The sequence below is a fragment of the Rhizobium sp. CECT 9324 genome, from assembly GCF_918741265.1.
Taxonomy (GTDB): Bacteria; Pseudomonadota; Alphaproteobacteria; order Rhizobiales; family Rhizobiaceae; genus Allorhizobium.
Genome location: NZ_CAKKMZ010000001.1, coordinates 96,412 through 122,092, shown reverse-complemented (window position 1 = coordinate 122,092; position 25,681 = coordinate 96,412). Strand labels below are relative to the sequence as shown.

Annotated in this window: 23 protein-coding genes; 21 read left to right on the top strand and 2 right to left on the bottom strand. The window is 60.8% G+C overall.

Annotated features, from left to right (window positions below; translation table 11 throughout):
* Positions 1–106: 106 nt before the first annotated feature.
* The 13 genes from LQ231_RS00610 to LQ231_RS00550 all read left to right on the top strand — a co-directional run bounded on the left by LQ231_RS00610 (position 107) and on the right by LQ231_RS00550 (position 13,829).
* Positions 107–640 carry a protease inhibitor Inh/omp19 family protein gene (locus LQ231_RS00610; protein WP_230169883.1) on the top strand — a complete coding sequence of 178 codons (534 nt, stop codon included), beginning with the start codon at positions 107–109 and terminating at the stop codon, positions 638–640.
* Between the two features lie 58 nt (positions 641–698).
* Positions 699–1,880, top strand: a complete 1,182-nt coding sequence (gene zapE / locus LQ231_RS00605; protein WP_230169882.1) for a cell division protein ZapE — start codon at positions 699–701, stop codon at positions 1,878–1,880.
* A gap of 159 nt (positions 1,881–2,039) precedes the next feature.
* Positions 2,040–3,002, top strand: a complete 963-nt coding sequence (mdh, locus tag LQ231_RS00600; protein ID WP_113142660.1) for a malate dehydrogenase — start codon at positions 2,040–2,042, stop codon at positions 3,000–3,002.
* Between the two features lie 31 nt (positions 3,003–3,033).
* Entirely contained in the window at positions 3,034–4,227 is a 1,194-nt protein-coding gene (sucC, locus tag LQ231_RS00595; RefSeq protein ID WP_113142659.1) for an ADP-forming succinate--CoA ligase subunit beta, read from the top strand.
* A gap of 17 nt (positions 4,228–4,244) precedes the next feature.
* On the top strand, positions 4,245–5,147 hold the full coding sequence (gene sucD, locus LQ231_RS00590; RefSeq protein ID WP_113142658.1) for a succinate--CoA ligase subunit alpha: 903 nt from the start codon (positions 4,245–4,247) through the stop codon (positions 5,145–5,147).
* Positions 5,148–5,307: 160 nt separating this feature from the next.
* Entirely contained in the window at positions 5,308–8,292 is a 2,985-nt protein-coding gene (locus LQ231_RS00585) for a 2-oxoglutarate dehydrogenase E1 component (RefSeq protein ID WP_113142657.1), read from the top strand.
* Positions 8,293–8,349: 57 nt separating this feature from the next.
* Positions 8,350–9,567, top strand: a complete 1,218-nt coding sequence (odhB, locus tag LQ231_RS00580; protein WP_230169881.1) for a 2-oxoglutarate dehydrogenase complex dihydrolipoyllysine-residue succinyltransferase — start codon at positions 8,350–8,352, stop codon at positions 9,565–9,567.
* A gap of 12 nt (positions 9,568–9,579) precedes the next feature.
* Positions 9,580–9,993 carry an MAPEG family protein gene (locus LQ231_RS00575; RefSeq protein WP_113142655.1) on the top strand — a complete coding sequence of 138 codons (414 nt, stop codon included), beginning with the start codon at positions 9,580–9,582 and terminating at the stop codon, positions 9,991–9,993.
* A gap of 11 nt (positions 9,994–10,004) precedes the next feature.
* Positions 10,005–10,505: a hypothetical protein gene (locus tag LQ231_RS00570; protein ID WP_230169880.1), complete on the top strand. Its 501-nt coding sequence runs from the start codon at positions 10,005–10,007 to the stop codon at positions 10,503–10,505.
* Positions 10,502–11,254: an SDR family oxidoreductase gene (locus tag LQ231_RS00565; protein WP_230169879.1), complete on the top strand. Its 753-nt coding sequence runs from the start codon at positions 10,502–10,504 to the stop codon at positions 11,252–11,254. Before LQ231_RS00570 ends, LQ231_RS00565 begins: the two co-directional genes overlap by 4 nt.
* A 25-nt stretch (positions 11,255–11,279) precedes the next feature.
* Positions 11,280–12,686: a dihydrolipoyl dehydrogenase gene (gene lpdA / locus LQ231_RS00560; protein WP_230169878.1), complete on the top strand. Its 1,407-nt coding sequence runs from the start codon at positions 11,280–11,282 to the stop codon at positions 12,684–12,686.
* 138 nt (positions 12,687–12,824) lie between these two features.
* Positions 12,825–13,322, top strand: a complete 498-nt coding sequence (locus tag LQ231_RS00555) for a cytochrome b (RefSeq protein WP_230169877.1) — start codon at positions 12,825–12,827, stop codon at positions 13,320–13,322.
* Positions 13,323–13,349: 27 nt separating this feature from the next.
* Positions 13,350–13,829, top strand: coding sequence for a DUF2867 domain-containing protein (locus LQ231_RS00550; RefSeq protein WP_230169876.1), 480 nt, complete (start codon positions 13,350–13,352; stop codon positions 13,827–13,829).
* On the opposite strand, the gene LQ231_RS00545 is transcribed toward LQ231_RS00550, so the two are convergent.
* Both LQ231_RS00545 and LQ231_RS00540 read right to left on the bottom strand, forming a co-directional pair.
* The gene (locus LQ231_RS00545) at positions 13,830–14,921 is read right to left on the bottom strand and encodes a TraB/GumN family protein (protein WP_230169875.1); all 1,092 of its coding nucleotides are present in this window, start codon (positions 14,919–14,921) and stop codon (positions 13,830–13,832) included.
* 76 nt (positions 14,922–14,997) lie between these two features.
* Positions 14,998–15,921 (bottom strand): tyrosine recombinase XerC, encoded by a 924-nt coding sequence (locus LQ231_RS00540; protein ID WP_230169874.1) that lies wholly within the window; start codon positions 15,919–15,921, stop codon positions 14,998–15,000.
* Positions 15,922–16,077: 156 nt separating this feature from the next.
* On the opposite strand from LQ231_RS00540, the gene LQ231_RS00535 reads away from it, so the two are divergent.
* The 8 genes from LQ231_RS00535 (at position 16,078) to atpD (ending at position 25,630) form a co-directional block, all read left to right on the top strand.
* A complete protein-coding gene (locus tag LQ231_RS00535; protein WP_230169873.1) occupies positions 16,078–16,983 on the top strand; it encodes a 1-acyl-sn-glycerol-3-phosphate acyltransferase in 906 nt (301 codons plus the stop codon).
* Between the two features lie 28 nt (positions 16,984–17,011).
* Entirely contained in the window at positions 17,012–18,148 is a 1,137-nt protein-coding gene (locus LQ231_RS00530; protein WP_230169872.1) for an AAA family ATPase, read from the top strand.
* Between the two features lie 46 nt (positions 18,149–18,194).
* Positions 18,195–20,408 carry a primosomal protein N' gene (locus tag LQ231_RS00525; protein WP_230169871.1) on the top strand — a complete coding sequence of 738 codons (2,214 nt, stop codon included), beginning with the start codon at positions 18,195–18,197 and terminating at the stop codon, positions 20,406–20,408.
* Positions 20,409–20,515: 107 nt separating this feature from the next.
* Positions 20,516–20,899: a DUF4345 domain-containing protein gene (locus LQ231_RS00520; protein WP_113142644.1), complete on the top strand. Its 384-nt coding sequence runs from the start codon at positions 20,516–20,518 to the stop codon at positions 20,897–20,899.
* 260 nt (positions 20,900–21,159) lie between these two features.
* Complete coding sequence (locus LQ231_RS00515; RefSeq protein WP_113142643.1) at positions 21,160–21,726, top strand: F0F1 ATP synthase subunit delta; 567 nt, start codon at positions 21,160–21,162, stop codon at positions 21,724–21,726.
* A complete protein-coding gene (gene atpA / locus LQ231_RS00510; protein ID WP_007605201.1) occupies positions 21,726–23,255 on the top strand; it encodes a F0F1 ATP synthase subunit alpha in 1,530 nt (509 codons plus the stop codon). The genes LQ231_RS00515 and atpA overlap by 1 nt, the downstream gene beginning before the upstream one ends.
* Before the next feature lie 29 nt (positions 23,256–23,284).
* Positions 23,285–24,163: a F0F1 ATP synthase subunit gamma gene (locus tag LQ231_RS00505; RefSeq protein ID WP_230169870.1), complete on the top strand. Its 879-nt coding sequence runs from the start codon at positions 23,285–23,287 to the stop codon at positions 24,161–24,163.
* A 24-nt stretch (positions 24,164–24,187) separates the two neighbouring features.
* On the top strand, positions 24,188–25,630 hold the full coding sequence (gene atpD / locus LQ231_RS00500; protein ID WP_007605203.1) for a F0F1 ATP synthase subunit beta: 1,443 nt from the start codon (positions 24,188–24,190) through the stop codon (positions 25,628–25,630).
* Positions 25,631–25,681: the final 51 nt, after the last annotated feature.

Below are 25,681 nucleotides of genomic sequence, written 5' to 3'. Positions count from 1 at the left end.
TCGTCTAATTGCCATATGGAACTTGATTAACCATATGCGCGTAACATATTTCTAACCTAGATATACGGCAGATTGCGGCAAGTGTCGCTTGAGCGGGAGTGTGATGATGAAATTGAACCACGCGGTCACGGGAATGGCCATTGTACTGGCGCTCGCAGGTTGTCAGCGGACGTCCTACAACAGCTCGGCCGCTGCCAACAGCGCTCTGCCGCCGCTGCAGGCTTCTCCCGTTCCCTCGGTTCAGTCCGGTCAGTTGCCGCCTCCAGGTGCCGCCGATCCGTCACAGTTTCCCACCGCGCCGACCAATACGGCTGCCGTGACGCCGGGCGTTGGTACGGCCGCCCCTCCGGCCACCGCTCTGGATGTGACGAAGGAATCGATGGTTGGCAATTGGCGTGTCCAGAATGCCGGTGCGAGCTGTGACATGTTCCTGACGCTGACCAATCTTGGCAGTGGGTCACGTGGTGGTACCCGTGGCTGCGCAGGCGAACTCACGGCGATGGGTTCGTGGGAGGTTTCCGGCCGACAGGTTCTCCTGAAGGACCGCAACGGCAATACCATCGGTAGTCTCTACAAGACCGCTGATGCCCGCTTCGATGGGTCGACCAATTCCGGCCAGCCCGTCAGCCTTAGCCGCTAATCCCTCCCTTATCCCTGCGGCAGCCGGATGAGGCTGTCGCCCAGGCAGAGCCTTATCCATGCAGCCTATTCCCGATTATGCTCTCAGCGTCGTAGAACAGCTGCGGGCAATGACCGACGCTGGCACGCTGAAGGCAGATCCGGCGCAACTGGCTGTGGCTGGCAAGCTTGATCGGATCCTCAGCGAGCTGAAAAGCCGCCGCCCGGCCGCCAAGAAAAGTGCGCTGGGTTGGATTTTTGCGCAGAAACGCAAGGCGGAACAGCCGATCAGGGGGCTCTACGTGCACGGCAGCGTTGGTCGCGGCAAGACCATGCTGATGGACCTGTTTTTCAATCTGGCCCCCGTCGAGAAGAAGCGGCGGGCGCATTTCCATGAATTCATGGCCGATGTGCATGGGCGTATCCACGCCCATCGGCAGAAATTGAAGGCCGGCGAAACGAAGCAGGCCGATCCGGTGCCGCCAGTGGCGGCTGCCTTGCGAGAAGAGGCCGAACTGCTGTGCTTCGATGAATTCACCGTGACCGACATCGCCGATGCGATGATCCTGGCGCGGCTGTTCACCGAACTGTTCGCGCGCGGCTGCACACTGGTGGCGACCTCCAATGTCGAGCCCAACAATCTCTATCGCGACGGTCTGAACCGGGGTCTCTTTCTACCGTTTGTCGATCTCCTGAAACGCTATGTCGAAGTGGCAACGCTCGATTCGCCAACGGACTACCGGATGGAGAAGATGGAGAGCTTGCCGGTTTATGTCGCACCACTGTCGCCGGACGCGCGCCGTCAGCTCGAACTTGCCTGGCGCCATGTCACGGACGGCGCGCCGGAAGTCCCGGTGTCGATCGAGATGAAGGGCAGGCAGGTCGATATCCCCCGCGCGGTCGGTCGTGTGGCCCGTTTCACGTTCGACGATCTGTGCGGCAAGCCGCTCGGAGCATCGGACTATCTGGCGATTGCCCAGCGGTTCGACGTGGTCTTCGTCGAAGACGTGCCGCATCTCGGGCCGGAAAAGCGCAACGAGACGAAACGGTTCATCATCCTGATCGATGCCCTCTATGACGCGAGCGTCCGGCTGTTCGTTTCCGCCGCTGCGATGCCAGAGGGGCTGCTGACCGAGAAAAAGGGCACGGAAGGCTTCGAGTTCGACCGGACTATTTCCAGACTATTTGAGATGCGCAGCGCAGACTATCTCGAGCTTCATCAGGCAAATCGTCACGATCCTGACACGCGATTGTCGCAATAACTTACGTTTACGTAAGAATTTGATGATCTAACCGATTGAAATTTCTACACCGAAAATTATCGATTGCGATTCTATGTGGTTAGGTCTATTCGGTCTGTCCACAAGGATGGACTAACACACGTCACGACCTTGGTTATGGATCTAAAAGGAAGCTCTTCAATGGCGCGCAATAAGATCGCTCTTATCGGTTCTGGAATGATTGGTGGAACGCTGGCGCATCTCGCCGGTCTGAAAGAACTGGGCGACATCGTCCTGTTCGACATTGCTGACGGCATCCCGCAGGGCAAGGGTCTCGACATTGCCCAGTCTTCGCCGGTCGAAGGCTTCAATGCGAAGATGACTGGCGCAAGCGACTATTCCGCCATCGAAGGCGCAGACGTCTGCATCGTCACCGCCGGTGTTGCCCGCAAGCCGGGCATGAGCCGCGATGACCTGCTCGGCATCAACCTCAAGGTCATGGAACAGGTCGGCGCCGGCATCAAGAAATATGCCCCGAACGCCTTTGTCATCTGCATCACCAACCCGCTCGACGCGATGGTCTGGGCGCTGCAGAAGTTCTCCGGCCTGCCGGCCAACAAGGTCGTCGGCATGGCTGGCGTTCTCGACAGCTCGCGCTTCCGCCTCTTCCTCTCGGAAGAATTCAACGTGTCCGTCCAGGACGTCACCGCATTCGTTCTCGGCGGTCACGGCGACACCATGGTGCCGCTCGCTCGCTATTCGACTGTCGGCGGCATTCCGCTCACCGATCTGATCAAGATGGGTTGGGTCACCAAGGAGCGTCTCGAAGAAATCATCCAGCGCACCCGTGACGGTGGCGCCGAAATCGTCGGCCTGCTGAAGACCGGTTCCGCTTATTACGCGCCTGCCGCTTCGGCCATCGAAATGGCTGAGTCCTACCTGAAGGACAAGAAGCGCGTTCTGCCTTGCGCCGCCTACCTTTCCGGCCAGTACGGCGTGAAGGACATGTATGTCGGCGTTCCCGTCGTCATCGGTGCGGGTGGCGTCGAGCGCATCATCGAAATCGACCTGAACAAGGCTGAAGAAGAAGCCTTCCAGAAGTCGGTCGGCGCGGTTGCCGGTCTCTGCGAGGCCTGCATCAATATCGCCCCGGCTCTCAAGTAATTGCCATTCCGCCCAAGACAGGGACACGACAATGAATATTCATGAATACCAGGCCAAGGCTCTTCTGAAGAGCTTTGGTGCACCGGTCGCCGAAGGTGTGGCGATCTTTTCTGCCGAAGAAGCCGAAGCCGCCGCAAAGCAGCTTCCAGGCCCGCTCTACGTGGTCAAGAGCCAGATCCATGCTGGCGGCCGAGGCAAGGGTAAGTTCAAGGAACTCGGCCCTGACGCCAAGGGCGGCGTTCGCCTGGCTTTCTCGATCGATGAAGCCAAGAGCCACGCCAAGGAAATGTTCGGCAATACGCTGGTGACCGCCCAGACCGGCGACGCCGGCAAGCAGGTCAACCGCCTCTACATCGAAGATGGCGCCGACATCGCCCGCGAACTTTACTGCTCGCTGCTCGTTGATCGCTCGGTTGGCCAGGTCGCTTTCGTCGTTTCGACCGAAGGCGGCATGGACATCGAGGCTGTTGCCCATGACACACCGGAAAAGATCCACACGATCGCCATCAACCCGGAAACCGGCGTGACGGATGCCGACATCGCCGCCATCTCGAAGGCGCTCGAGCTTTCGGGTGCGGCTGCCGAAGATGCCAAGTCGCTGTTCCCGATCCTCTACAAGGCCTTCGTCGAGAAGGACATGGCGCTGCTCGAAGTGAACCCGCTGATCGTCATGAAGAATGACCATCTGCGCGTGCTCGACGCCAAGATGTCCTTCGACGGCAATGCGCTGTTCCGCCACGACGACGTCAAGGCGCTGCGCGACGAGACCGAAGAAGACGCCAAGGAAATCGAAGCCTCCAAGTGGGACCTCGCTTACGTAGCACTCGACGGCAATATCGGCTGCATGGTCAATGGTGCCGGTCTCGCCATGGCGACGATGGACATCATCAAGCTGTACGGCAAGGAGCCTGCCAACTTCTGCGACGTCGGCGGTGGTGCGGGCAAGGAGAAGGTCGCGGCTGCGTTCAAGATCATCACGGCTGATCCGAAGGTCGAGGGCATCCTCGTCAATATCTTCGGTGGCATCATGAAGTGCGACGTCATCGCCGAGGGCGTTGTCGCAGCTGTTCAGGAAGTCGGCCTCAAGGTTCCGCTCGTCGTTCGCCTTGAGGGCACCAATGTCGAGCTCGGCAAGAAGATCCTCAACGAATCTGGTCTTGCGATCACCGCTGCTGACGACTTGGACGATGCTGCCAAGAAGATCGTCGCTGCGATCAACGCCTAATTTAAGGACCGGAAACAATGTCTATTCTCGTCAATAAAGACACCAAGGTCCTGGTTCAGGGCCTGACCGGCAAGACCGGTACCTTCCACACCGAACAGGCGCTTGCCTATTACGGCACGCAGATGGTCGGCGGTATCCACCCGAAGAAGGGTGGCGAAACCTGGACCGGTTCGAAGGGCGAAAGCCTGCCGATCTTCGCCTCCGTCGCAGAAGCCAAGGAACGCACAGGCGCCGACGCGTCGGTGATCTACGTTCCGCCGGCAGGTGCTGCGGACGCGATCATCGAGGCGATCGAAGCCGAGATCCCGTTCATCACCTGCATCACCGAAGGCATCCCGGTCATGGACATGGTTCGCGTCAAGGCGCGCCTCGACCGTTCCAAGTCGCGCCTGCTCGGCCCGAACTGCCCGGGCATCATGACGCCGGAAGAATGCAAGATCGGCATCATGCCGGGCTCGATCTTCCGCAAGGGTTCGGTCGGTATCGTTTCGCGCTCCGGCACGCTGACCTATGAAGCCGTGTTCCAGACGTCGAACGAAGGCCTCGGCCAGACCACGGCTGTCGGCATCGGTGGCGACCCGGTCAAGGGCACCGAGTTCATCGACGTGCTTGAAATGTTCCTGGCTGACCCGGCCACCACCTCGATCATCATGATCGGCGAAATCGGCGGTTCGGCTGAAGAAGATGCGGCGCAGTTCCTCATCGACGAAGCCAAGAAGGGCCGCAAGAAGCCGATGGCAGGCTTCATCGCCGGTCGGACTGCTCCGAAGGGCCGCACCATGGGCCACGCCGGTGCTGTGGTTTCCGGCGGCAAGGGCGACGCAGAATCGAAGATCTCGGCCATGGAAGCGGCTGGCATCAAGGTTTCGCCGTCCCCGGCACGCCTCGGCAAGACGCTGGTCGAAGTCCTCAAGGGCTGACCCTATATAAAGCAAGTGCCAGGCAAGGAGATTGTTTCATCATCTCTTTGCCTGGTTTCAGCATTTAAATCGAAGGCCCCGCTCGGACGCGGGAAAGCGGCAGACCGGATCCGGTCATCATCTCAATTCGGGAGGCGAGCCAGGGCGCTCGCGAAACACCATGAGTAGGCAAGAAGCCAACGAGCAGTTCCTGATCACGTCCTTCCTCGACGGATCGAACGCAGCCTATATCGAACAGCTTTACGCGCGCTATCAGGAAGATCCGTCGTCGCTATCGGGCGAATGGCAGTCTTTCTTCAAGGCGCTTGCAGACAACCCGGCCGATGTGAAAAAAGCCGCATCCGGTGCGTCGTGGCAGCGGAAAAACTGGCCGATCGCGGCCAATGGCGAGCTTGTCTCGGCGCTTGACGGCAATTGGGGCACGATCGAGAAGGTCGTCGAGACCAAGGTGAAGGCCAAGGCGGAAGCTGCCGGCCAGCCGATCTCCGAAACCGAAGTGCTCCAGGCGACCCGCGACAGCGTGCGTGCCATCATGATGATCCGCGCCTATCGCATGCGCGGCCACTTGCACGCCAATCTCGACCCGCTCGGCCTTGCCGCGCCGGTCGATGACTATAACGAACTGTCGCCGGCTGCCTACGGGTTCACCGAGGCCGATTACAGCCGCAAGATCTTCATCGACAATGTGCTTGGTCTCGAATACGCGACCATTCCGCAGATGCTCGATATCCTTAAGCGCACCTATTGCTCGACGCTCGGCGTCGAATTCATGCATATCTCCGATCCAGAAGAAAAGGCCTGGATCCAGGAGCGTATCGAAGGTCCCGGCAAGGGCGTCGAATTCACGCCGGAAGGCAAGAAGGCGATCCTGCAGAAGCTAATCGAGGCGGAAGGCTTCGAGCAGTTCATCGATGTCAAATACAAGGGCACCAAGCGTTTCGGTCTCGATGGCGGTGAATCGCTCATCCCGGCGCTCGAACAGATCATCAAGCGTGGCGGCCAGGAAGGTCTCGAGCAGGTCGTGCTCGGAATGGCCCATCGCGGCCGTCTGAACGTGCTGACAAACGTTATGGCAAAGCCGCATCGTGCGGTGTTCCACGAGTTTAAGGGCGGCTCGTTCAAGCCTGACGAAGTCGAAGGTTCGGGCGACGTGAAGTACCATCTGGGTGCTTCGTCGGACCGTGAATTCGACGGCAACAAGGTTCACCTGTCGCTGACGGCAAACCCGTCGCATCTGGAAATCGTCAACCCGGTCGTCATGGGCAAGGCGCGCGCCAAGCAGGACCAGCTCGCCAAGACCTGGGACGGCGATGTCATTCCGCTGAAGGAACGCTCGAAGGTTCTGCCCCTGCTGCTGCATGGTGATGCGGCGTTTGCCGGCCAGGGCGTCGTTGCCGAAATCCTCGGCCTGTCCGGTCTGCGTGGTCACCGCGTGGCTGGCACGATGCATGTCATCATCAACAACCAGATCGGCTTCACCACCAATCCGGCCTTCTCGCGTTCGTCGCCTTATCCGTCCGATGTTGCCAAGATGATCGAGGCACCGATCTTCCACGTCAACGGCGACGATCCGGAAGCGGTTACCTACGCCGCGAAGATCGCCACCGAATACCGGATGAAGTTCCACAAGCCTGTCGTCATCGACATGTTCTGCTACCGTCGCTTCGGCCACAACGAGGGCGACGAGCCTTCGTTCACGCAGCCGAAGATGTACAAGGTCATTCGTGCCCACAAGACGGTCGCGCAGATCTATGCGGAGCGTCTGATCGCGGAAAACCTGATCTCGGACGGCGAATTCGAGAAGATGAAGGCCGACTGGCGCGCCAATCTCGAGACCGAGTTCGAAGCCGGGCAGAGCTACAAGCCGAACAAGGCCGACTGGCTTGACGGCCAGTGGTCGGGTCTGCGTTCGGCTGACAACGCTGACGAGCAGCGTCGCGGCAAGACCGCCGTGCCGATGAAGTCGCTGAAGGATATCGGCCGCAAGCTGTCGACCGTTCCGGATGGTTTCAAGGCGCATCGCACGATCCAGCGTTTCATGGAAAACCGTTCGCAGATGGTCGAAACCGGTGAAGGCATCGACTGGGCGATGGCCGAGGCACTTGCCTTCGGTTCGTTGGTCGTCGACGGCCACAAGATCCGCCTGTCCGGCCAGGATTGCGAACGCGGGACGTTCAGTCAGCGTCATTCGGTTCTCTACGATCAGGAAACCGAAGACCGCTACATCCCGCTGGCCCATCTCGCGCCGAACCAAGCCAAGTATGAGGTCATCAACTCGATGCTGTCCGAAGAGGCCGTTCTCGGCTTCGAATACGGCTACTCGCTGGCCCGTCCGAATGCGCTGACGCTCTGGGAAGCCCAGTTCGGCGACTTCGCCAATGGTGCGCAGGTCGTGTTCGACCAGTTCATCTCGTCGGGTGAACGCAAGTGGCTGCGCATGTCCGGCCTCGTCTGCCTTCTGCCGCATGGCTATGAAGGTCAGGGTCCGGAGCATTCGTCGGCCCGCCTCGAGCGCTGGCTGCAGATGTGTGCCGAAGACAATATGCAGGTTGCCTATTGCACGACGCCGGCCAACTATTTCCACATCCTGCGCCGGCAGATGAAGCGTGACTTCCGCAAGCCGCTGATCCTGATGACGCCGAAGTCGTTGCTGCGCCACAAGCGCGCCACGTCGAGCCTTGCCGAAATGGCGGGCGAATCGTCCTTCCACCGCCTGCTGTGGGACGATGCGGAAGTGGTCAAGGATGGCCCGATCAAGCTGCAGAAGGATGCCAAGATCCGCCGCGTCGTGATCTGCTCCGGCAAGGTCTACTATGACCTGCTGGAAGAGCGTGAGAAGCGCGGCATCGACGACATCTACCTGCTGCGCATCGAACAGCTCTATCCGTTCCCGGCCAAGGCCCTGATCAACGAGCTGTCGCGCTTCCGCAATGCCGAGATGGTCTGGTGCCAGGAAGAGCCGAAGAACATGGGCGCATGGTCGTTCATCGACCCGTACCTCGAATGGGTTCTTGCCCATATCGACGCCAAGTATCAGCGCGTTCGCTACACCGGTCGTCCGGCTGCAGCCTCGCCAGCAACGGGCCTGATGTCGAAGCATCTTGCCCAGCTCGAAGCCTTCCTGGAGGACGCACTGGGCGGTTAAGCCGCCCAGTCACCACCCCGTCGACCGAAACGTTCTCTGATTAACGGAATTGAGATCATGGCCACTGAAATCCGCGTACCCACCCTCGGCGAATCCGTCAGCGAAGCCACCATCGGCACCTGGTTCAAGAAGGTCGGCGATGTCGTCAAGGCTGACGAACCGCTCGTCGAACTGGAAACCGACAAGGTCACGGTCGAAGTGCCGTCGCCGGTCTCGGGTGTGCTGACCGAAATCGTCGCCCAGAATGGCGAAACCGTCGGCCTCGGCGCCCTGCTCGGCCAGATCGCCGAAGGCGCTGCCGGCAGCGTGTCTGCCGCTCCGGCTGCTGCTGCACCTGCGCCTGCTGCTCCGGCACCAGCGGCACCAGCTCCGGCCGCCGCCGCAATGCCCGCGGCCCCTGCTGCTGCCAAGGTTGCTGCCGACAACAATATCTCGACCGCCGATGTCGACGGCTCCGGCAAGCGTGGCCAGGTTCTCAAGGGTGATGTGCTCGCTGCGATCGCAAAGGGTACAACTACACCGGCGGCCCCGGTTGCCGCTGCTGCTCCGCGTCCCGCATCGGGCGCCAACGATGTCGTGCGCGAAGAGCGTGTCAAGATGACCCGCCTGCGCCAGACCATCGCCAAGCGCCTGAAGGATGCCCAGAACACGGCAGCCATGCTGACCACCTATAACGAGGTGGACATGTCGGCCGTGATGAGCCTGCGCACCAAGTACAAGGACATCTTCGAGAAGAAGCATGGCGTGAAGCTCGGCTTCATGGGCTTCTTCACCAAGGCGATCACGCATGCGCTGAAGGAATTGCCGGCGGTCAACGCCGAGATCGACGGCACCGACATCATCTACAAGAACTACTGCCATGTCGGCATGGCCGTCGGCACCGACAAGGGCCTGGTCGTTCCGGTCATCCGCGACGCCGACCAGATGACGGTCGCCGAAGTCGAGAAGGAACTGGGACGTCTTGCCAAGGCTGCCCGTGACGGTTCGCTGTCGATGGCCGACATGCAGGGCGGTACCTTCACCATCACCAACGGTGGCGTCTACGGCTCGCTTATGTCCTCGCCGATCCTGAACGCGCCGCAGTCGGGTATCCTCGGCATGCACAAGATCCAGGATCGCCCGGTTGCCATCGGCGGTCAGGTTGTCATCCGTCCGATGATGTATCTGGCGCTGTCTTACGACCACCGTATCGTCGACGGCAAGGAAGCCGTGACCTTCCTCGTCCGCGTCAAGGAAAGCCTGGAAGATCCGGAACGTCTGGTTCTCGATCTCTAAGGAGCAGCCGTGATGGATCCGCTTGCCGTGTCGGCGTCTCCGCTCCTGCCCTTGATCGGCGGGAGCGTGGTCCTTCTGGTCCTGCATGTTCTGATGCAGTCCATGATTGCCACGACGGAGCTTGGCTCGGCCTGGAACGCGGGTCCACGCGACGAAGAGAAAAGGCCGGCGGGCAAATTCGCCGGCCGGGCGGAACGGGCATCTGCCAATTTCCGCGAGACCTATCCCGGCTTTCTGGCCCTTGCCTTCGGCCTGCTGTTTGCCGGCAAGGCTGCGGGAATGGGGCTTGCCGGAGCTTGCATCTGGATGGCGTGCCGGATTGTCTATATCCCGCTTTATCTGGGCGGCATTCCCTATGTGCGTTCTCTGGTCTGGTTGGGTTCAATGGCAGGCATGGGACTGATGTTCCTTGCCCTTGTCTACTAGGACGGCGGACGATGTTGGGTTTGCGCATAGTTTCCGGTACAGCCATTTCGATCCTGCTGGCCCAGCCGTTGATGGCGGCAGACTGCCCGATCGAGCGCGCATCCTACATGGAAGCCGAAACCAAGGCGCAACTGCGCTTCCGCGCGGCAAGCGGCGAAAATACGCCGGTCAGCAATGGGTTCACCCTGGTCATCAAGGGCGCTGCAAAGCCGTTGGATGGCCACGTGATCTACGATGCCGAGATCGAAAGACCGGTGGCGATGATCATGAACAATTGTCCCGAAGGGGATGTGACGGGCGCTGATCTTGCCGCCTGCACCATCTGGAAAGGCATCATCTATGGCGTCGACAAGGTAACTGGGCACGTCGATCTCCTGCCGCCGGAAGGCACCAGCGCTCCAGACAGTTTGCTATTTCCCGGTTTCGGCCCCGCATATGCGCAATCCGAGTTCGGCAAGATGCTCGAAACCGCGCCTTGGGATGTCTTCGAATACAAGGGTTGCGGCTCATGAGCGAGCGTCCGGTTCTCCTCGTCACCGGCAGTAGCCGTGGTATCGGCGCGGCCGTCGTTCGCAAGGCGGCCGAAGCCGGATGGGACGTTTTGATCAACTATGTTTCCAATCAGGCAGTGGCGGATGAACTGGCCGCCGAGGTGCGCCTGCGGGGCGTGCGCGCCGAGATCGTGCAGGGTGATACCGGCACGGAAGAGGGCATCGCTGCCATCTTTGCGGCCGTCGACCAGCAATTCGGCAGGCTCGATGGCCTGGTCAACAATGCCGGCGTGGTCGATCAGACGGCGCGGGTCGAAGACTATAGCCGCCAACGGCTGGACCGGATGTTTGCCATCAATGTGATCGGCAAGATCCGCTGTGCTTCCGAGGCGGTGAAGCGCATGTCGACGTCCCATGGCGGTCGCGGTGGGCCGATCGTCAATATTTCGTCCATGGCTGCCGTTCTTGGCAGTCCGGGCCAGTATGTCGACTATGCCGCCTCGAAAGGCGCCGTCGATACGTTCACCATCGGGCTTGCGCGCGAAGTCGCCGGCGAGGGCATCCGGGTAAATGCGATCCGGCCCGGCGTGATCGACACCGATATCCACGCCTCCGGCGGTCTGCCGGATCGTGCGGCGGCCATGGCGCCCAGCATACCGATGCAGCGGCCCGGCACGGCAGACGAAATTGCCGACGCCGTTCTCTATCTCATCTCCAGCCAGGCATCCTATGTGACTGGCGCCATCTTGAATGTCAGCGGCGGACGATAGTCGCCGAAAACGAAGGAAGCATCCCATGTCTTACGATGTTGTCATTATCGGCTCCGGCCCTGGCGGTTATGTCTGCGCGGTCAAGGCTGCACAGCTCGGTCTCAAGGTCGCGGTTGTTGAAAAGCGCGCCACCTATGGCGGTACCTGCCTGAATGTCGGCTGCATCCCGTCCAAGGCGCTGCTGCACGCGTCTGAAGTCTTCCACCATGCAGGCCATGGCATGGCCGAGCTCGGTGTTGAAGTCGGTGCGCCGACGCTCAACCTTGAGAAGATGATGGCGCACAAGGATGCGACCGTGAAGTCGAATGTCGATGGCGTTTCCTTCCTGTTCAAGAAGAACAAGATCGATGGCTTTATCGGCACCGGCAAGATCGTGTCTGCAGGCAAGGTGTCTGTCACCGCTGACGACGGCAAGGTGCAGGAAATCGAGGCGAAGAACATCGTCATCGCCACCGGCTCCGACGTTGCCGGCATCCCCGGCGTTCCGGTCGAGATCGACGAGAAGGTCATCATTTCCTCGACCGGCGGCATCGCGCTGGACAAGGTGCCGGCCCACATGATCGTGGTCGGCGGCGGTGTTATCGGCCTCGAACTCGGCTCCGTCTGGATGCGCCTCGGCGCTAAGGTCACGGTCGTCGAATATCTCGACAAGCTCCTGGGCGGCATGGACGGCGACGTGTCGAAGCAGTTCCAGCGCATGATGGCGAAGCAAGGCATGGACATCCGCACCGATGCCAAGGTCACCGGCGTCGAGAAGACCGCGTCGGGCGCCAAGGTCACCTATGAACCGGTCAAGGGCGGAGACGCGCAGTCGCTTGAAGCCGACGTGGTGCTGATCGCGACCGGTCGCAAGCCCTACACGGCTGGCCTTGGTCTCGAAGAGGTGGGCGTGGCGCTCGACAACCGCGGTCGCGTCGAAATCGACGGCCACTTCAAGACCAATGTTGCCGGCATCTTTGCGATCGGCGACGTGGTCAAGGGCCCGATGCTGGCGCACAAGGCCGAGGACGAAGGTGTGGCGCTTGCCGAGATCCTCGCCGGCCAGCACGGTCATGTGAACTACGACGTCATTCCGGGCGTCGTCTATACCCAGCCGGAAGTCGCTTCCGTCGGCAAGACCGAGGAAGAGCTGAAGGCTGCGGGCATTGCCTACAAGGTCGGCAAGTTCCCGTTCACGGCAAACGGTCGCGCCCGTGCGATGGTCGCAACGGACGGCTTCGTCAAGATCCTTGCCGACAAGGATACCGATCGCGTGCTCGGTGGCCATATCATCGGCTTCGGCGCCGGCGAGATGATCCACGAGATTGCCGTGCTGATGGAATTCGGCGGATCTTCGGAAGATCTCGGCCGGACCTGCCATGCGCATCCGACGATGTCGGAAGCGGTGAAGGAAGCCGCACTCGCGACCTTCTTCAAGCCGATCCACATGTAATCGGCCGCTCCTCTAAAGAGGAGTAAAACTGGAAATTATTATATTTACGTAATCTTCTAAGCCGCGGCTTGTGCTTCAAGTCGCGGCTTTTATCATCTGGAGGCAATATTCCGCAAATGCTTGATAAAGGGCAAGAATATGACCTCTCCAGTCTCAATTTACTCCATTCCGCAACGCGTGCTTCACTGGCTGATGGCAGCCTTGATCATTTTCAATTTGCTGGTCGCGGAAGCGATGGAAGAGACGGTGGAGGCGTTCGAGGACGGCAAAGTGCCGTCTGTCGATGATCTTGCCGGCGCCAATCTGCACGCCTATGTCGGCATTGCTATACTCTGTCTCGCGGTGATCCGGCTGATGCTGCGGGTCGTGCAGGGTGCACCGGATGCGCCGGCCGATGAGCCGCCGATGTTCAAGCTGGCCGCCAAGGTGGCGCATTGGAGCTTCTACGCGCTGTTCATCGCAATCCCGTTCAGCGGCATCGGCAAGTATTATTTCGGCAATGACACGGCCGGCTTCCTGCATGGCGGGCCGCTCAAGTCGCTGATGTGGCTATTGATCGCAGTGCATATCCTGGCGGTGCTGGTACACCAGTTCTACTGGAAGACGTCGCTCGCCCAACGCATGACCAAGGGTTGACGAGCAGCAGGCAGATTGGAGCCACTCATGGCATTGGCAAAAGCCGAGATCGTCACCTTGCCGCATCCGGCTTTGCCGGCGGCTGACTGGGCGGATTGTTATGTCGTGAGCGTCAAGGGGGCGGATATGCGGGCGATCGATGCCGCCCGGCGCGTGCTTGGTTCTGCCCCGGGATGGGTCCGGTCGTTGCTTGCCCTGCGCAACAGATTGGTTGGCCTGGTCGGGCTCAAGTCTGCCGAGCTTAAAGTCGGCACGGCGGGATCCGTCGGCGCGTTTCCGATCGTCAGCGAGAGCAACGGGCAGGTGGTGCTCGGCTTCGACGACAAACATCTCGATTTCCGCATCGTGGTTGATGTGCGGCCGGATGGCGGGCAGGGCAGCCTCGTGGCGGTCACGACCGTTGTCGCCCGACATAATGCGGGTGGTCGGGCCTATATTGCGCTCATCACACCGTTCCACAAGGCGATCGTTCGATCGCTGTTGAACCGGCTTGAGGCGAAATCCTGATCAGCCGCCGACAACCGTCAGCGTGTATCCGTCCTTGCGCAGCAGTTCGATGAGGCCTTCTGCGCCGGGCAGGTGCAGGGCACCGACGGCGATAAAGGCATTGCCCTTTCCCAGATGCGGCAGGCTGCCTTTCGCCATCACGACATTGCGGTCCTGGACAATGCGGCGCTCGAAGGCGGCGTAGGCGCTGTCGTCCTTGTCGGACCCACTGGGCGTGACCGCTTCCAGCATCGGCATGGTTATGCCGATCTCGCCGGAAAGATAGATTTCCGTCATGGTTTCGATGACGTCTTCCATCTTGTCGCCGAGCGCCATGGTCTCGATCAGCGCCTTGAAATGGAAGTCAACCGGCAGGTCCGCCATGGCCTGCAACTGCTCGACAAGGGTTTCCAGTCCGGCGACCGGCTTGCCGGCCTTGATCGCATCCTCGGCAATCTGCTTGTCGAGGAAAGACGCGCCGGCCGCCTTGCGGGAAATCTCGCAGGCGGGCAGGGCAACGAAGCTGGCCAGGATCCACGGTTTCATCCGCGCGACCGTGGCGAGCGACAGGCCACGCTGCTTCAGGCCCTGGTCCAGCTCGGTCACCTGCTCGGCGGTCAGGTGGTCCTTGACGGTCTTGCCATCGGTAAACATGGTCAGCTCGGGATGCATGAGAAGGGCGGCACCGGCCTTTTTCTCGTCGAGGATTTCGTCCGATTCGATAACGATGATGTCGGCTTTTGCCGCAGCCTCGCGGGCACCTTCTGGCATGGTCAGGACCCGCGGGTCAGTGACATGCATGGTGCCGAGCAGCCAAGAGGGCTGCACGCCTTCCTTCTCGATCTTCCAGAAGATGCCCTTGCCATTGGGGGTCTTGGCCGCCTCGGCACGGACCTTGTCCAGTGCAGCCGGATCGTCGCGCTGCATGGCGACAAGCAGGTTCTCGCCGGTGCATTTGACGTCATCGGCTTTCGCCGGCGAGAGGCTGAACAGCACCAGCATCAGCGACAGGAGAAAAGCCAGCGGCAGGGCGCCTGCCAGCCAAAGCGCTGCCTCAGTCAGGGACAGGCGAGACAAATAAGGGCGAAGATTTTGCAGCAATGGCGCGTTCATGGCGGATCCCGTTTGATCGCGGCAGACTAGGCCGGTTGCTCCTCACGATCTGTTAAGGATCGTGGTTAATACCCGTTCAGGCGCGCGGATGGGCGCGGTCGTAGATGTCGAGCAGGCGGGCCGAATCGACGCCGGTATAGATCTGCGTTGTCGACAGGCTGGCATGGCCGAGCAGTTCCTGGATCGTGCGCAGATCGCCGCCGCTGCCGAGCAGATGGGTGGCGAAGGAATGACGCAGCGCGTGCGGCGTGGCGGAATCGGGCAGGCCGAGTGCCGAGCGCAGGCGCTGCATCTCGCGCTGGATGATCGCCGGCTGCAGCTTTGCGCCACGGGCGCCGCGGAAGATCGGCTCATTGTCCGGCAGATGGTAGGGGCAGAGTTTCGCATAGGTCTCGACCGCATTGGCCACGACCGGCAGCAGCGGCACAAGCCGTGTCTTGCCGCCCTTGCCGGTGACGCGAAGGCTTGTGGCCTTGGCTTGGAACGCAGTCGGCGTCAGGTCGAGGGCTTCGGCAATGCGCAGGCCGCAGCCATAGAGCAGGGAAAAGACAGCTGCGTCGCGCGCGGCGATCCATGGCTCCTCGGTCATCTGCGTGTTGCGATCGACGACGTGCAGCGCCTGGCTGCCGGTCAGCGGTTTCGGCAGCGATTTCGGCTGCTTGGGCGAGCGGATCGCGCTGGCGCCGGCTGCGTTGACGAGATCCTTGCGCTCGAGATAGCGGAGGAAGGATCGAAGGCCGGCGAGGTGGCGGCCGAGCGATCGCGCGCCGTCCCCGTGCTTGCGGCGGGATGCCAGGAAACCGCGCAGGTCTGCGGGCCGAAGGTTGGCGATGTCGCTGATCGTCACGGTGCCGCCGACATAGCCCGACATGAAGATGAGAAATTGTCGCGTGTCACGTTCATAGGCTTCCAGCGTATTGCCGGCCAGCCGTCTTTCCGAGCCCAGGCTTTCCAGCCAGGCAGCCCGTTCGCCAAGGAGTTTTTCGTCTGCAGGGATCAAAGCGGACCTTTCAGCGTTTCCACCGATTGATGGCGCAGGTGTGATGATGTGTGACGATGCCGCCAGCGGGTTAGGATAAGACTAACGAGGCGAAATTGTCATGCTCGGATCACACTCGGCTGCGATAGAAGCTGTATCCAACAGGCGAGGTAGATAATGTCGCGTCGTGATCCCGTGGCGACCTTCGGTCAAATCGCAGATACCGTATCGCTGTTTTCCCATGGTCGTCCTGGCCATGTCGTCGATACGCTGATTGCCGAACGCGGCCAGAAAATCGTCACGCATCCGCTGTGGCCGGTGATGCGACCGTTCATCTACAGTATTCTGCGTTATGACAAGGCGATCGAGTTCGCCAATGACATTGCCAATATGCCTGGCTTCCAGGCGTTCGAATACCTGAGCGCCGTGCTTGACCTGACGATCAGGGTCAACGATCCGGAACGCATTCCGGCCAAGGGCGGTTTCATTCTGGTCAGCAACCATCCGACCGGCATTGCCGACGGCGTGGCGGTGTTCGATCTCCTCAAGGATCGCCGTCCGGACATGATGTTCTACGCCAATCGTGATGCCGTTCGCGTCAATCCGCGCTTTGTCGAGATGATCATACCCGTCGAATGGCGCGAGGAGCACAAGTCCAAGCTCAAGGCGCGCGAAACGCTGAAACTGACCAACCACGCCGTCGAACAGCAGAAGGCGACCATCCTGTTTCCCTCCGGCCGCATTGCCTATTGGGCGAATGGCCGGCTGAACGAGCGGCCATGGAAGTCATCCGCGGTGGGGCTTGCCCGCAAATACGATCTGCCGATCCTGCCGGTGCATATGAAGGCCCGCAATTCCGGCCTGTTCTACTGGCTTGCGAAATGGTCGACGGAGCTGCGCGACATGACGGTGTTCCATGAATTGCTGAACAAGAAGGGCGATCTGTTCGACTTTACCATCGGCAATCTCATTGCACCGGACCAGCTGGAAGGCTATCCGGTGGATGTGACCAGGGCGCTGGAGCGCCACACCGTGCATACACTCACCAATGATGAAAATGCGTGCTTCGGCCGCCATTTCTAAGCCGCATGCCATAGGTTAAGGTGGCCGCATGCAGCTCAGGTCCATGTCAGCCAGCAATTACCGATCCCTGCGCAAGATCCGCATGGATCTCGCGGGCGTCAATCTGTTCATCGGTGCCAACGGCGTCGGCAAATCCAATCTCTATCGTTCGCTGCAGCTGGTGCAGGCGGCCGTTCGCGGACGGCTTGCCCACGAGATTGCAGCCGAAGGCGGCATGGCGTCGGCACTGTGGTCCGGGCCGAGACGGCTTGAAAAGAATTTCCGCATCAAGTTCGATGTTGAGATCCTGGACCAGGAGCGTGCCGCCACTTTCTATTATGGTGTGGAAGCTGGCCTTCGGCCGCCTGAGGGGGCCGCCGGTTTCGCCTTCGAGCCGCAGGTGAAGGCCGAGAGTTTTGCCATCGAAACCGGTTCGCGGCCGGTGACGATGATGAAGCGGGATGGGCCGGGGATCATGGTTCGCGACGAACGCGGGCGGATGGGGGCATATCCCGAGCAGGCGATGACATCGGAGACGGCAATCGCGCTGCTCGGCGATGCCGGGCATTATCCCGAGGTCGGAACCTTTCGCCGCATGGTCGATGGCTGGCGCTTCTTCCACGGCTTTCGCACCGATCGCGATTCGCCACTGCGCCGACCGTGCCTTGCGGTTACAGCGCCGATGCTGGATGAGGACGGGGGTAACCTTGCAGCGGTGCTGGCAACGCTGGTCCACACACGTCAGGACACGGTCGAGCTTGATGCTGCGATCGCATCCGCCTTCGGCGGCGCGCGATTGCGGGTGCCGGAACCCGGCGAACATGCCGAGTTTGGTGTGATCTTTCCGGATTTCCCGCAGCGGATCTTCCGTCCGCGCGAACTGTCGGACGGCCAGATCCGCTTTCTGGGACTGGCAACGGCGTTGATGTCCTACCGTCTGCCACCGCTGATCGCCTTGAACGAGCCGGAATCGAGCCTGCATCCCGATATGCTGGACCCTTTGGCCGACATGATCGCAGAGGCCTCTCGGTACAGCCAGATCTGGATCGTCACGCATTCCGAACACCTGGCGGCCGCTGTCTTCGCCCGCTGTGGGGCTCGGCCGAAACGAGTTATCCGCCAGGATGGCGCCACCTGGATTGACGGCATGCGGTTGACCGGCGTGACCGATGAAGAGGACGAGTAGTCTTCAGGGTTCACTTTTGTTCTGTCTCGGGGCATGGTCCGCGCCCATGAACGAAGATTCGTCCAACCTCTTTGGCAAGCTTTTCGATGCACCGGTCCGGCGCGTCGTGCCGGTGCTTGTGCCGATGCCGGCACCGACGGCCTATAGCTATGCCGTGCCCGACGGTGTCACCGTTGCGCCGGGCGCGATCGTGCAGGTGCCGCTCGGGCCTCGCCAGGTGATCGGTGTCGTCTGGGACGGGGAGGACGTGTCGAGCGTCGATCCAAAGAAGCTGCGCGAGATCACCAAGGTTTTCGACAGTCCGCCGTTCGATCAGGATATGCGGACCTTTCTCGACTGGGTGGCCAGCTACACGCTTTCCCCGCCGGGCTATGTCGCGCGCATGGCGCTCCGCGCACCGGCAGCGCTTGATCCGGACCCGATGATTGAAGGCCTGCGGTTCAGCGGCTACCAGCCGGAACGCATGACGCCGGCGCGCCGCAAGGTGCTGGAGCTTGCCGGTGATGGCCTGTCCTGGACCAAAAGTGGTCTGGCGCATGCCTGCGGCGTGTCGAGCAGCGTCGTCGATGGTCTCGTCACCCAGGGCGTGTTCGAACAGGTCTTCCTGCCGCCGCCGCCGCTTGTTGCCCTGCCTGATCCGGACTATGCCGAACATCGACTGGCCGGTCCGCAGAAGGAGGCAGCCGACGAGATCCTGCAAGGTCTGAAAGCGGGCGGCTTTTCCGTGGCCCTGATCGATGGCGTGACCGGGTCAGGCAAGACGGAGGTCTATTTCGAGGCGATTGCCGAGACGCTGCGCCAGGGCAAGCAGGTGCTGATCCTTTTGCCGGAAATCGCGCTGACCGCCAATTTCCTCGATCGGTTCCATGATCGCTTCGGTGCAAAGCCCGGCGAATGGCATTCGGATCTCGCGACCCGCACGCGCGAAAAGGTCTGGCGACAGGCGGCGACCGGCGAGATCCGCGTGGTTGCCGGTGCTCGCTCGGCGCTTTTCCTGCCGTTCGAAAATCTCGGCCTGATCATTGTCGACGAAGAGCATGACCCGGCCTTCAAGCAGGAAGACCGCGTCTTCTACAACGCGCGCGATATGGCGGTCGTGCGCGCTCGAATCGCCGGCTTTCCGGTCGTTCTGGTCTCGGCAACGCCTTCGGTAGAAAGCCAGGTCAATTGTATCGCCGGTCGCTACAAGCGCATCCACCTGCCGACGCGCTTTGCCGATGCGGCCATGCCTGACCTGCATCTGATCGATATGCGTCGTCATCCGCCGGAACGCGGCGGGTTCCTGTCGCCGCTGCTGCTGCGATCCGTTGGCAAGGCCGTCGAGCGCGGCGAGCAGGCGCTGCTTTTCCTCAATCGGCGCGGTTATGCGCCGCTGACACTGTGCCGTGTCTGCGGTCACCGGTTCCAGTGCCCGCAATGTTCAAGCTGGCTGGTCGAGCACCGCTTCCGCGGCCAGATCCAGTGTCATCAATGCGGCTATCATGAGCCGACGCCGAATGCCTGCCCGGAATGCGGCACGCTCGACCATCTGGTTGCGTGTGGCCCGGGTGTGGAGCGAATCGCCGAAGAGGTGGAGAAACATTTTCCGGATGCGCGCACGCTGGTGCTGTCTTCGGACCTCGGCGGGGTCAAGCGCCTGCGCCTGGAACTGGAGGCGATCGCCAATGGCGAGGCCGATATCGTCATCGGCACGCAGCTTGTGGCCAAGGGGCACAATTTTCCGCTGATGACACTGGTCGGCATCATTGATGCGGATATCGGCCTGTCGAACGGCGATCCGCGCGCGGCCGAGCGAACCTTCCAGCTGTTGTCACAGGTCACCGGTCGTGCGGGCCGCACAGGCCGCAAGAGCCTCGGCCTGCTGCAGACGTTCCAGCCGCAGCATCCGGTGATGCAGGCGCTGGTCTCCGGCGATGCGACGGCATTCTATGACCGTGAAATCACCGAGCGTGAGCGTGCGCAATTGCCGCCTTACGGACGGCTGGTGTCGATCATCGTATCCGCAGACAGTCGGGCGGAGGCCGAAGGGCACGCACGGGCGCTCCGACAATCGGCGCTCCATGAGCCGGGTATCGCCATTCTGGGGCCGGCCGAGGCGCCACTGGCGCTGATCCGTGGCCGGCATCGGTTCCGCCTGCTCATCCATGGCAAGCGCAGCAGCGACATGCAGTCGTTTGTCAAATCCATGCTGGCGCGTGGGCCGAAGGAACGGAAATCGGTCCAGGTCCAGGTGGATGTCGATCCGCAGAGTTTTCTCTAGCCATATTCAGGGTCGCTGGTGCCGAAGAAATATTGGCGAATGTAATACCGGAACCGGAGCGATTGTGGCATAAGCCGCGGCGAACATCTTCCAGGCAGGACGCGACTATGGAATTCTATTTTCCGACCGAACTCGGTGAGCAATTGGCCTTTCTGTCAGCAGCAGCTACGTCGTTGATCGGCTGTTTCATTCTGTTTGCCCCGGGTGTCACACTCAACATCATCGGCCTTTTGCGCCGAGATGAACGTTCCGAGGGACTGGGGGCAGCGCGCTCGGTGGGCGGCCTGCTGATCGGGTTCTCGGCCACTGCGATCCTGCTGGCTCAGCCGATCGTCTATCTGGCGTTCGGTTCGGCACTGGGTCTGGCTGTCTTCGGTCGCGTGCTGTCCATTATGTCCGACGGAAGAAGCAACTGGCGCAACGCTCTATTTCTGGTTGTGGAAGCCGTTCTTGCTGCTCTTCCGCTCGCCTATGTCTTCGGTCTGATTTGACCGGCGGAAACGCTCGCCCGGGCATGGCGGCTGTCAATTCGACGCAGATTCGGACAAATTTCGGCGCGGGGCCTTGCTCTAAAGGAGTAAACCGTTAATACGCGTGTTGCGAGTCTAGACCTGCTATGCTAGACGAACCGCGAAATTCGGAAAACGCAAGTGCAACACACTTGTGTTTTTGGGGAAAACAAAACGATATCAGGATCTTATGATACCCGCTTCTGGGTGATGGGAATCCTGGGTCAAGATCAGGGAAATTTTTGCCCGTGGCAGACACATCCCAAGTGATTTCTGGCGTAGCAGAGCGTTACGCATCGTCGCTTTTCGAGCTCGCGCTCGAAGCTGGCGCTGTGGATGCCGTTGCAGCCGATCTCAACCGTTTCCAGGCTATGATCGACGAAAGCGCCGATCTGAAGCGTCTGGTATTGTCGCCCGTGTTTACGGCCGAAGATCAGGGCAAGGCGATCACCGCTATTGCCCAGAAGGCTGAACTCGGTGCGCTGGTACTGAATTTTCTGAAGGTCGTTGCTGGCAATCGCCGCCTGTTTGCCGTGTCCGGCATGGTGGCTGCCTATCGCCAGATCGCTGCCCAGCACAAGGGCGAGATCACGGCGGACGTGACCTCCGCGCATGCCTTGACGGGCGAGCAGGAAAAAGAACTGAAGGCGGCGCTGAAGAGCGTTACCGGCAAGGAAGTTTCGATCAACGCTACGGTCGATGCTTCCCTTCTCGGCGGGCTGATCGTCAAGGTCGGATCCCGCCAGATCGATACGTCTCTTCGCACCAAACTTTCCACCCTTAAGCTTGCACTGAAAGAGGTTGGCTGATGGATATCCGCGCCGCGGAAATTTCCGCAATTCTTAAAGATCAAATCAAAAATTTCGGCAAAGAGGCAGAAGTCTCCGAAGTCGGCCAGGTGCTTTCCGTCGGTGACGGTATTGCCCGCGTGTACGGTCTGGACAATGTCCAGGCCGGCGAAATGGTCGAATTCCCGGGCGGCATCCGTGGTATGGCGCTGAACCTTGAAGCCGACAATGTCGGTGTGGTTATCTTCGGCTCCGACCGGAGCATCAAGGAAGGCGACACCGTCAAGCGGACCGGCGCCATCGTTGATGTCCCTGTTGGTCCGGAACTGCTCGGCCGCGTCGTCGACGCGCTCGGCAACCCGATCGACGGCAAGGGCCCGATCAACGCAACGCGTCGTTCGCGCGTTGACGTCAAGGCTCCGGGCATCATCCCGCGCAAGTCGGTTCATGAGCCGATGTCGACCGGCCTCAAGGCTATCGACGCCCTGATCCCGGTTGGCCGCGGCCAGCGCGAGTTGGTCATCGGCGACCGTCAGACCGGCAAGACCGCGATCATTCTGGACTCGATCCTGAACCAGAAGGCCATTCACGACAACGGTCCGGAAGCTGAAAAGCTTTACTGCGTCTACGTCGCCATCGGCCAGAAGCGTTCGACCGTTGCCCAGTTCGTCAAGGTTCTCGAAGAACGTGGCGCCCTGCAGTACTCGATCATCATTGCCGCGACCGCTTCCGATCCGGCTCCTATGCAGTACCTGGCACCGTTCGCCGGTTGCGCCATGGGCGAATATTTCCGCGACAACGGCATGCATGCCCTGATCGCTTATGATGACCTGTCCAAGCAGGCTGTCGCTTACCGTCAGATGTCGCTTCTGCTGCGTCGTCCGCCGGGCCGCGAAGCTTATCCGGGCGACGTCTTCTATCTGCATTCGCGCCTGCTCGAGCGCGCCGCCAAGATGGGCGACGCTGCCGGTGCCGGCTCGCTGACCGCTCTGCCGGTCATCGAAACGCAGGGCAACGACGTTTCGGCCTTCATTCCGACCAACGTGATCTCGATCACCGACGGCCAGATCTTCCTTGAAACCGACCTGTTCTACCAGGGCATTCGTCCGGCCGTTAACGTCGGTTTGTCGGTTTCGCGCGTCGGTTCGGCCGCTCAGGTCAAGGCGATGAAGCAGGTTGCCGGCTCGATCAAGGGCGAACTCGCCCAGTATCGTGAAATGGCTGCCTTCGCCCAGTTCGGCTCCGACCTTGATGCTTCGACGCAGCGCCTGCTGAACCGTGGTGCACGCCTGACCGAACTCCTGAAGCAGCCGCAGTTCTCGCCGCTGAAGACGGAAGAGCAGGTTGCCGTGATCTTCGCCGGTGTGAATGGCTATCTCGACAAGGTCGCCGTCAACCAAGTCGGCAAGTTCGAACAGGGCCTGCTCTCCTATCTGCGTTCGGAAGGCAAGGCTATCCTTGACGCCATCCGCACCGAGAAGGCGATCAGCGACGACACCAAGGGCAAGCTCAAGGCGGCTCTCGATACGTTCGCCAAGAACTTCGCCTGATCAGGGCTCAAGCCAAGGACGGATAACGGATGCCTTCACTTAAGGATCTGAAAAACCGGATCGCCTCCGTCAAGGCGACGCAGAAAATCACCAAGGCGATGAAAATGGTCGCCGCGGCGAAACTGCGTCGTGCGCAGGAGGCGGCCGAGGCTGCTCGGCCGTATTCGCAGCGCATGGGTATCGTTCTTGCCAATATCGCCCAGGCGGTCGGCACGGACGATAGCGTGCCGCGTCTGATGGCTGGCACCGGCAAGGACGATGTGCATCTGCTCGTCGTCTGCACTGCCGAGCGTGGCCTTTGCGGCGGTTTCAATTCGCAGATTTCCCGTTTCGCCCGTGACCATGCGCACAAGCTTCTGGCCGCCGGCAAGACGGTCAAGATCTTCTGCGTCGGCAAGAAGGGCTTCGACAGCCTTCGCCGCGAATTCGGTTCGATCATTGTTGAGCGTACGGATCTGCGCGAAGTCAAGCGTATCGGTTTTGCCGATGCGGATGCCATCGGTCGCAAGATCATCGGCATGTTCGAGCGCGGCGAGTTCGACGTCTGCACGCTGTTCTATTCCGAATTCAAGTCGGTCATCAGCCAGATCCCGACTGCGATGCAGCTCATTCCGGCTGCCGCACCTGACGTTGATGCACAGGATGGTGCTTCGGCGTTGTATGAATACGAGCCGGATGCGGCTGCGATCCTCGCGGATCTCATCCCGCGCAATATCTCGGTTCAGGTCTTCCGGGCCCTGCTCGAAAATGTCGCTGGTGAAATGGGCGCCAAGATGAGCGCCATGGACAATGCGACACGCAACGCCGGTGAAATGATCAACAAGCTGACGCTGAGCTACAACCGCCAGCGCCAGGCTCAGATCACCACCGAGCTCATCGAAATCATTGCGGGCGCGGAAGCGCTCTGAGGTTAAGGAAAGAGGGTAAGAATTATGGCTAAGGCAGCTACCCCCAAATCTACCGCAGCTGGCAAGGTGACGCAGGTCATCGGCGCTGTCGTCGACGTATCGTTCGAAGGTGAACTGCCCTCGATCCTGAACGCGCTCGAAACCACCAATGGCGGCAACCGCCTGGTTCTGGAAGTGGCGCAGCACCTCGGTGAAAACCAGGTCCGCACGATCGCCATGGACTCGACCGAAGGTTTGGTTCGCGGTCAGCCGGTTTCCGATACCGGTGCTCCGATCACCGTTCCGGTTGGTCCGGAAACGCTCGGCCGCATCATGAACGTCATCGGCGAGCCGGTCGACGAAGCTGGTCCGCTGGTTACGTCCGGCAAGCGCGCCATCCACCAGGAAGCACCGTCCTATGTCGAGCAGTCGACCGACGCGCAGATCCTGGTCACCGGCATCAAGGTCGTCGACCTTCTGGCGCCTTACGCCAAGGGCGGCAAGATCGGCCTGTTCGGCGGCGCCGGCGTTGGCAAGACCGTTCTGATCATGGAACTGATCAACAACGTCGCCAAGGCGCACGGTGGCTACTCGGTATTTGCCGGTGTTGGCGAGCGCACCCGCGAAGGCAACGACCTCTATCACGAAATGATCGAGTCGGGCGTGAACAAGCTCGGCGGTGGCGAAGGCTCGAAGGCAGCCCTCGTTTACGGTCAGATGAACGAGCCTCCGGGCGCCCGTGCTCGCGTTGCTCTCACCGGTCTGACGATCGCTGAGGACTTCCGCGACAAAGGCCAGGACGTTCTGTTCTTCGTCGACAACATCTTCCGCTTCACCCAGGCAGGTTCCGAAGTGTCGGCTCTGCTCGGCCGTATCCCGTCGGCCGTTGGTTACCAGCCGACGCTGGCCACCGACATGGGTCAGATGCAGGAACGCATCACCACCACTACCAAGGGCTCGATCACCTCGGTTCAGGCCATCTACGTTCCCGCCGACGACTTGACCGACCCGGCGCCGGCCACCTCGTTCGCCCACCTGGACGCAACGACGGTTCTGTCGCGCTCGATCGCCGAAAAGGGGATCTACCCGGCTGTTGACCCGCTCGACTCCACCTCGCGCATGCTCGACCCGATGATCGTCGGCGAAGAGCACTACGAAGTCGCTCGTAAGGTTCAGTCGACCCTGCAGCGCTACAAGGCTCTCCAGGATATCATCGCCATCCTCGGCATGGACGAACTGTCGGAAGAAGACCGTCTGGCCGTTGCCCGCGCTCGTAAGATCGAACGCTTCCTGTCGCAGCCGTTCTTCGTCGCCGAAGTCTTCACCGGTTCGCCGGGCAAGCTGGTGGCACTCGAAGACACGATCAAGGGCTTCAAGGGCCTGGTCAACGGCGACTACGACCACCTTCCGGAAGCCGCCTTCTATATGGTCGGTTCGATGGAAGAAGCCATCGAAAAGGCAAAGAAGCTGGCTGCCGAAGCCGCTTAAGTTAGGATCGGCGGCACGCGGGGTCATCCTGCGTGCCGCGCCTCTTTCCAT